At 60.8% G+C, this 8069-nt stretch carries 6 protein-coding genes; 1 reads left to right on the top strand and 5 read right to left on the bottom strand.

Annotated features, from left to right (window positions below; all coding sequences use genetic code 11):
• Window positions 1-571: 571 nt before the first annotated feature.
• Window positions 572-2197 carry a methyl-accepting chemotaxis protein gene (locus tag J5M58_RS25395; protein WP_207880043.1) on the bottom strand — a complete coding sequence of 542 codons (1626 nt, stop codon included), beginning with the start codon at window positions 2195-2197 and terminating at the stop codon, window positions 572-574.
• Window positions 2198-2435: 238 nt separating this feature from the next.
• Between J5M58_RS25395 and J5M58_RS25400 the strand changes: the two genes are divergently transcribed.
• A complete protein-coding gene (locus J5M58_RS25400) occupies window positions 2436-2834 on the top strand; it encodes a tetratricopeptide repeat protein (RefSeq protein ID WP_112254254.1) in 399 nt (132 codons plus the stop codon).
• Window positions 2835-3170: 336 nt separating this feature from the next.
• Here the strand turns inward: J5M58_RS25400 and dapA are convergent, their stop codons facing one another.
• From dapA to J5M58_RS28115, 4 genes are all read right to left on the bottom strand, one after another.
• Window positions 3171-4037: a 4-hydroxy-tetrahydrodipicolinate synthase gene (gene dapA, locus J5M58_RS25405; RefSeq protein ID WP_112254256.1), complete on the bottom strand. Its 867-nt coding sequence runs from the start codon at window positions 4035-4037 to the stop codon at window positions 3171-3173.
• Window positions 4038-4424: 387 nt separating this feature from the next.
• Complete coding sequence (locus J5M58_RS25410; RefSeq protein ID WP_046613925.1) at window positions 4425-4682, bottom strand: PAAR domain-containing protein; 258 nt, start codon at window positions 4680-4682, stop codon at window positions 4425-4427.
• Entirely contained in the window at window positions 4679-5494 is an 816-nt protein-coding gene (locus J5M58_RS25415; protein WP_368857207.1) for a DUF6708 domain-containing protein, read from the bottom strand. Before J5M58_RS25415 ends, J5M58_RS25410 begins: the two co-directional genes overlap by 4 nt.
• A partial coding sequence (locus tag J5M58_RS28115) for a T6SS effector BTH_I2691 family protein (protein ID WP_243432546.1) occupies window positions 5491-8069 on the bottom strand: 2579 nt, incomplete at its 5' end. The genes J5M58_RS28115 and J5M58_RS25415, both read right to left, overlap by 4 nt.

Below are 8069 nucleotides of genomic sequence, written 5' to 3' on the forward strand. Positions count from 1 at the left end.
TGGGAGCGGGCATGCCCGCGAAGCAGCCGCTGCGGTGGATGGCACCGGCTGCGCCGGTGTTCGCGGGTGAACCCGCTCCCACAGGCATGGCGCATTCCGTCAGCTGGTGAGGACCCTGTGGGAGCGGGCATGCCCGCGAAGCAGGCGATGCGGTGGATGGCACCGGCTGCGCCGGTGTTCGCGGGTGAACCCGCTCCCACAGGCATGGCGCATTCCGTCAGCTGGCGGGGTCCGTGTGGGAGCGGGCATGCCCGCGAAGCAGGCGATGCGGTGGATGGCACCGGCTGCGCCGGTGTTCGCGGGTGAACCCGCTCCCACAGGCATGGCGCATTCCGTCAGCTGGTGAGGACCCTGTGGGAGCGGGCATGCCCGCGAAGCAGCCGCTGCGGTGGATGGCACCGGCTGCGCCGGTGTTCGCGGGTGAACCCGCTCCCACAGGCATGGCGCATTCCGTCAGCTGGTGAGGACCCTGTGGGAGCGGGTTTACCCGCGAAGCAGGCGATGCGGTGGATGGCACCGGCTACGCCGGTGTTCGCGGGCGCGCCCGCTCACGCAGCCTGCCCGACAGATCTCAAACTTTGAACCGCCCCACCAACGTCGTCATCTCCCCCACCAACCCCGACAACGCCTTGCTCGCCTCACTGGTCTGCTGCGCCCCCGCGGCCGAGAATGTCGACAGCTCGCGAATGTTCAGCAGGTTGCGGTCCACCTCTCGCGCCACCTGGGCCTGCTCTTCGGCTGCGCTGGCAATCACCAGGTTACGCTCGTTGATCTCGCCGATCGCACTGTAGATGCCTTCCAGCACCTGCCCCGAGGCCAGGGTCACGTCCAGCGTCGACTGAGCGCGGCTGGTGCTGGCCTGCATCGAGGCCACGGCCGCTTCGGTGCCGGCCTGCACGCGCCCGATCATCTGTTCGATTTCCTGGGTCGACTGCTGCGTACGGTAGGCCAGCGTACGCACTTCATCCGCCACCACCGCAAAGCCGCGCCCGGCCTCGCCCGCACGGGCCGCCTCGATGGCGGCATTGAGTGCCAGCAGGTTGGTTTGCTCGGACACCGAGCGAATCACTTCCAGCACCTTGCCAATGTCCCGCACCTGCCCGACCAGTTGCTCCAGGTGCGCGCTGCTGGCCTGGATCTCCCGGGTCATGGCCTCGGTACCGTCGATGTTGTCGTTGACCTGCCGGCGGCTTTGCGCTGCCAGCTGGTTGGATTCGCTGGTGGTCTGCGAGGTGGTGATGGCATTGCGCGCAACCTCCTCCACGGCCGTCGTCATTTCGGTGACAGCGGTGGCGGCCTGCTCCAGTTCCTGGCCCTGTTGGCGCAGGTTGTTGGCACCTTCCTCGGTGACCGTATTCAGCGCCGTGGCCGCTGCGTCCAGTTGCCTGGCACAGCTGCTGATCTGCCCCAGGGTATCGCGCTGGCTCTGCTGCATGCGCTCAAGTTCATGGAACAGCTGACCAATCTCGTTACTGCCCTGCCCCTGCACCGGCACGCTCAGGTCGCCGCCAGCAATGCGCTGAAAGTGCCGCCCGGCTTCGCGCAGCGGGTGCAGCAGACGCTGGGCAACAAAAGCCCAGCACAGCGCCGCCAATAACAGCGTCACGCCCAGCAGCCCCATGCTCAGCAATTGGGCGCGCGCCAGGCGCCGGTCGGATTCCAGCATGATCTGCTGACCGCGCTCACTCAATGCTGCGACCAGTTGCTGGCGCAGCGCCTGCAGCCGGCCCATGGCGTTGCCGGCGTCGGTATTGACCTTGAAATACTGCTCGAGCGAACGTTGACGGGTTGCCTCACGCTGCCCTGCGACCGCCTTGGCGTACTCGCCATAGGTGGCCTGCAGCGCGGATGCCAGTGCATGCAACGCAGGCTCACGGGCGTTCTCGACAAACTCGTCCACCAGCTTCTGGCTCTTGTCGTTCAACTCGACAGACAGCGCCATGCGCTTGCTGGCGCTTTCCTCATGACCACCCAGCTGTTCGATGAAGCCCGAGGACACATTGGCGCTGGCGCGAATCGCCATCAGCAATGCATTGTTCAACCGGTCCGACTGGTGCGCGGTCTGGTCCAGTTCGGTGATCTGCTGGTCACTGCCCACCGCAGCCCGCCAGGCACTGACGGTGGAAAACAGCAGAGTCACGCTGAACAGCGATAGCACCCAGAACATTCCGGTGCGGATCTTCAGGTTGGCAAGCATGCGGGCAGTACTCCTTGTTGGCACCACTTCTGGTCGATGATTCGACGGTGGGTGTGCTGCTATCGGAGGTACGGGCACAGGCTTGAGACGCCAGGATGCGGTTATGGGCGGTAATCGAACAGATGTCGCCGGGGGCAGGCCGTGGCGTGTTCAAGCGGGAACTTCGGCTGGTACTCCCGGTCGATAGCATCCCCTCGCCAAGCGGGGGGCTGCCCAACACCTGTCGAGCCCTCTGCCGATGCCCAGCACACCTGTTCTGTCAGCCTTGTTCCTGTTGTTCAGCGCATTCACGGCACCGAGCGCACTGGCCGGTGAACGCTCCGCGCCCACACGCAGCAATAATGCTTCGACCGTGCTGATCGAAACCGCCTCGCAACAATATGCCGACGGCCAGCTGGACCAGGCGGCGGCCACCCTGGAGCGCGCGCTGCACATTCAACCGAACAACCCGGCAACGTTGCATTACCTTGGTGTTCTGCGCCTTCAACAAGGGCAGTATGAGCAGGCCGAGACCCTGGCGCTGCGCTCCAACCTGCGGGTCGGCAACAACCACGCCCTGCGCAGCCGCAACCTGCAGTTGATAGAGGCCGCGCACAAGGCCCAAGGCTCCGGCATGCTGCCCACGGCTGCGCACTGACGACGCTCAGCGAGCAAGGCGAAGTGTGGCAGCGCAAATAGCCCGCTCAAGCCTGATCAGCCAACGCGGTGGATGGCACCGCCGTTGCCGGTGTTCGCGGGCATGCCCGCTCCCACAGGAACCGAGGGTACCTGAAACCAGCGCCATACCTGTCGGAGCGGGTTCACCCGCGAAGCAGTGCTGCAACGAAACATAATTCATTGGATTTAGCAGGGGCCCTGTAGGAGCAGCCTTGTGCTGCGAAGAGGCCGGTACAGGCAACAGATATGCATTGTCAGTACCGGCCTCTTCGCAGCACAAGGCTGCTCCTACAAAGGGCGCGCCAAACGAGCGTCCTCAAGCGCCGAGCGAAGCCAGCACGCTTTGCAGCTTGCCCCGGGTCGTTTCCGTGCAGGCTTGCATGGGCTCGCGCAGTTCGTCGGTCATCAGCCCCTCCACCTGCAATGCCGCCTTGATCACAGCCGGGTTGGGCTCGGCAAAGGCCATTTTCATCCACGGCAGCAACTGATAGAACGTTCCGCGCGCGGCTACCCAGTCGCCATTGTCGACCTGCTGCAGCATGCGCACGTACAGGTCGGCGCGCACATGCGCCGAAGCCGAAATGGCTCCCGAGCCACCCAGGCACAGGTTGTTGAAGATCTGCACGTCCTCACCGGCCAGCACCTGGGCGTGGCCGTCCTGGATCAGGGCCATGGTGGTCTCGCTGTCGCCGCTGCAGTCCTTCACCGCCGCAATGCGCGGATGGCGCACGATGCGGCGCAGGGTTTCACGCTCGATGCGTACCCCGGTGCGGTAGGGAATGTCGTAGACGATCACCGGCACGCTGGCGGCATCCGCCACCCTGGTGAAGAACGCCTCGATGCCGGCCTGCGAAGGCCGGATGTAGCACGGAGCAGGGACCAGAAGCCCGCCAATGTCACGCCGCTGGATTTCAACCTGGAAGGCCAACAGTTCGCACAGGTTGTAACCCGACAGCCCCATCACCACACTGCCCGGTTCCACCCAGGCCAGCACAGCATCCAGCACGGCCAGTTGTTCGGCCTTGGACAGCGCCGCCGCCTCGCCCGTGGTACCGCACACCACAAAACCGGCCACTCCCTCTTCGAGCAGCTTCTTCACCAGTTTTTCCAGGGCGGCGAAGTCGATTTCATTGGCGCGCAATGGCGTGACGAGGGCGATCCAGATACCACGGAAATTCGACATGCAAAAACTCCTGATGTTGACCGAAAGTCAGCGTCAGCAGGGCGAAGAGTCGAAGTGGTCTGGCAGGGATACCTGGCGCCTTCTGTCTCGTCAGCCCACCTGACGAGACAGCGCGCCTCGGTCAGATGAGCGGCTGTTTCTTGGATTTCTTGGCAACGGCAACGCACGCGTCTGCCTGGGCGATGAAGCCCGAAGCGGAAATGGCGTGGTTGAAAATGGACATGCCGGCAAGCCCGTTGCGTGGATATGGCTGGATAATGGTGGCGCGGCGTACCCGGTGTCAACACCGAGATCGCAAACCCATTGGGCTGCGCTTTTGCCCAGGGAAGTGAACTCACAAGCGGTGCACGTACCCTGCAGGCCCGATCTTGCACAAGAGGCATTTGATCAATCCAGCAGCCACCCGGCATCGCCCTCGTCCAGCACACCCCCGTGATCCGTCCTGTCACCTTTACGCGCCACGGCCGCGCCTTCGATCAGGAAATGCTCAGCCCCACTTTCGATCACAGCGCCGCACGTGGTCCGATCCCCCACCCTGGCAACCGCCCTGCCATTGAAGGTGTACGTGGCACTGCCGCTTTCCACCTGGTTGGTGCCATGTAGCGGGCAGACATGTCGATGACCTACAAGTACGACAGGGTTCATTGAGCTTCTCCTTCTGATGGCCCAGTACGCGATTCACGGTCCATTTCCTCAGGCCAATCAACCTTCGGCGCCAGGCAGTGCATGTGGCTGAGGCCATCGTCATCGTTCCAGTCCCGGGGTGGGTGCACGAACTCCGGCAGGGCTTCGGGGCCTTGCTGCATGAATAGCCGGGCGATGGCCCAGTAGGCTTCGCCTTGGTACAGGTCATAGGTGAAGAATACTCGGTCGATAACTTCGTTGGTTTCCGGGTTGCGGACCGACAGCATGACGTTTTCGATCAGGCCACCGTGGCCGGGGGCGTAGACTCGGTAGACTTCAGCGGTTACGTCGTCCCAGTTGTAGGCGACCGGTTTGACGCCCCAGCGTTTGCGGCTGAAGATGAATATGCGGTCATATCGAAACTCATAAATATATATCTTTTGGCGAAGTCGATTGAAGCGAATTGGTTCATCTCTAGGGGCAACGAGATCAAGCTTGATATCAGGAATCAAAACCCATAGTAGTGCTGGACCGATAATTACCAGTGATAGGTTCATCAGCCAGTCGTGCCGCCAATCGTCGTATAACAAATCCCAGTACAAGTAAAGCGCCATTCCAAAAAGAAAAAGCAGACCCGGAACACCGATCAGGAATATAACGCCTCGTAGGATGGTGCTGCTCCGTGGCAACTCGAGATAAACATCATCGACATAGTTGGGCGACGGTTTGACGCTCGCCCACACTTTCCGCCACTTTGGCACTTCATCCACTTTGGGAAGGTCATAACTCCAGCCCAAAGCACGCTCCCACAGAACTTTACCATCACGCTTCACTCGTTAATCTCCCTGACACAAATCTCAATGTACCCACTTGGCAAGCTCCGATCCGGCCAGTACATCACCAACAGCGTAGCTGCCAGAATCGTGTGTTTTCCTATAGACGCCATGAGCGATATCGAGCCAGAAATCTCTAACTGACGGAGTCCAGTAGAATAAGGTTTCTGCTTCTCGCTAATTGAAATACTGCGGTCGTGATCAGGGATCCGTGGCGATGCAAAGCTGGAAAATGAAGAAGACGGTGAGAGAGGTTCTTCAGCGTTTGCAAAGAAATTGCCCGAAGCAATAGTTTCCCCGCCATCGTAATTAGGGTGATTTCCGTCACCGTGACGATGCACAATCAATTTCCAGCGATATCCCGAGGATCGCTCATCGTACATAGGCAATGCGATCAGGAATTTTAGCTTCCTGATTATTTCAGCACTAATCAAGCCACCGATTTTCGGAAGACCTGGATCAGTTGCCAAGCGCGACTCAAAATTCAACTTCGCCTGAACGCCTAGCGTGGCAGCATTGAGTTCGGCAAAAGCTATATCCGCATGTTCTGGAGCATTCCAATGAATGCTCGGATTTTCGTTTGCTTTTCCAAAGCAGCATCGCCTTACCCACCGATCCAGATCAGTTGATTCATTTTCCTGAGCCAGTTTGCTTAGTTGATAAGCAGCAAGCGTGAAGGCTATCGCCACTCCCAACGGGCCGAAAAACAAGGGCTTGAGTACTGCAACACTAAACACTATAGTGCCCAAGCCATATAAGAGGAATGAAAAGAAGTGTTGGCTCCTCGCTGCATCATCACCCGCAGCGGCGGTGCGCCTCATGGCATTGATTGCTTGAGCCGTATCAAAGACCCCTGCAACCGCACTCATCAAAGCACCAAGCCTTATCAAGACTCCCCCAGTGGCTGCTACACCCTTTGCCCACCCCACATTCAATGGACCAGCACTTGATCTCAAAATGAGCCCAACCAGTTCGACTTGCCCTCCCAGCACGCCCAACTGCGATCCTTGCAATGCCAACTTGGCCTCATACGCCTTCGGCCCAATCTCCGTTTCCGCCTTTTCCTGATTCCTGCCCAAGCTGTCCTGCTGCAAATACAACCCGCCTATCGCCAGCAGAACCTCCCAGCTGCCAGCAATCCCGCGCAACCCGGAAAAACCGGTTTTTACCAATCGGGCCGCCTGCTGCGACGTGATCTTCATCCCCTGCAACAGCTTCCGCGCATCGGCTTCCAACGTCCCCGCTGCCACCGAAATATCCACCAAGGCAAGCTGCGCCGCACTGCTCGCCTGCGTTACGCCCATGTTGGCTTCCTGGAACAACCGCCCATGCACCTCCTCAGCCTTGCCCTCGACCCACACCGTCACACTGATCATCGTATTGGTGAGCCGTGGATCGAGCACGGCCAGGCTCATCAGCCCGTGCTGGATGATCGGCCGCACCTTGCGCATGGCCTTCATCGAGCCAAACTCGAAGTCATCGATATTGCGGCGCATCCGGTCCCGCGCCTCGGCGATCGACGCATTGGCCTTGTGCTGCAACTCCCGAAGGTGCGCACTCTGTAAGGCGTAGTACTCGCCCAGCTTCATCTTCACTTCCAGTTCGATCAGGTGCACGCCGTTGTAGAGAAACTGCGTGGCACTGTTCAGATGCCGCACGGCCTTCTGAATGCCAGGCGACAGACAGGGCGCCAGCCGCTGACTGGCCGCATTGAGCGCGCTCTGCGTTTCAGCAATGGCCTGCTTGAGGGTATTGCGCATGCGCAAGCCGGCGTCATCGCTGGCGATGATCTTGCTCAGCATGCCGTAGAGCTTGTCACTGTCGTTCCAGTTGATCGCTTCTGTGGCGGAGAAACTGGGCAGCAGCCCGGCCAGGAGAGAGCGATCCCGCATCAACAACGCGCGGTAGGGCGGGCTGTCCGGGTCCTGCAGCCATTTCAACCAGAGCAGTTCGCTGGTGCCGGAAGCGGGAACATGCGGTTCAAGGCGGGGGACGACAGCTTCGGTAACGCCACCACCCAGGCACAGCGCCATGGTCTTGGCGTAGGCCACCCCGGACTCACGATCGTTACCGTCGTAGTCGTACGCCTCGGCCAGCTTGAACATGGGCGTATCGAACAAGGCTACGTACGCCTGCGCATCCTTGTCGATGTAGCGCTGAAACTCACGTTCCTGCTGGTCGTATTCAGCCTGGAACGCGGCCCGCTGCGGCTCGTGGTAGCGTTGTTCAAGCCGCTCGTCACTCTCCTGCTGCGCACGCTCGACCAACCGCTGCCGCTCGACTGTCGGCTCGACGAACGCTGGCGGCCCATCGCCCGTCATTGGCTCCAGCGACGGCACCTCCTGCGCCGCCCACTCCCTGTGCGTGGCACGAATGATCTGCAGGATCTGCGAGGTCTGCAGCTGATAGGCGCGCATCGGTTCTTCCCGCCAGGCCTGACGCTTCAATACCCAGTTCAGCCGCTGATGGTTGTACTCCTGAATCAGCCCGACGGTGTCGTCGAGCACCACTGCCAGCACGCCGTTTTCCAGCTGGTGCCGGTTGATCGCATTGACCAGATAGCCGCGCAGGGCGA

Origin of the sequence: Pseudomonas sp. 32_A, from assembly GCF_017490905.1 — a bacterium.
In the GTDB taxonomy this organism is placed as follows: domain Bacteria; phylum Pseudomonadota; class Gammaproteobacteria; order Pseudomonadales; family Pseudomonadaceae; genus Aquipseudomonas; species Aquipseudomonas inefficax.